Annotated in this window: 1 rRNA gene; it reads right to left on the reverse strand. The window is 49.8% G+C overall.

Going from position 1 to position 227, the window contains the following annotated elements:
* Positions 1–167: 167 nt before the first annotated feature.
* A 16S ribosomal RNA gene (locus tag RZA33_RS19885) occupies positions 168–227 on the reverse strand; the annotation flags it as partial.

Genomic DNA, 227 nt, shown 5'->3' on the forward strand with positions numbered 1-227 from the left:
GACCACTTCTTACGAAGTGTTCTTGTCAGCATGATATACATTGTTAAAGAGCGACTGCTATAAGCAGTGATAAGACAGCGCCGGAGGCGGCTGGCTTATCACTGCTCATCGACAGCTATCTGATCAGGTAATTCATTGTGGACGCTTACCGACTGTGACGCATCGTTTAAGGAGGTGATCCAGCCGCAGGTTCCCCTACGGCTACCTTGTTACGACTTCACCCCAGT

It is taken from the genome of Halovibrio sp. HP20-59, from assembly GCF_033052795.2.
Lineage (GTDB): Bacteria > Pseudomonadota > Gammaproteobacteria > Pseudomonadales > Halomonadaceae > Vreelandella.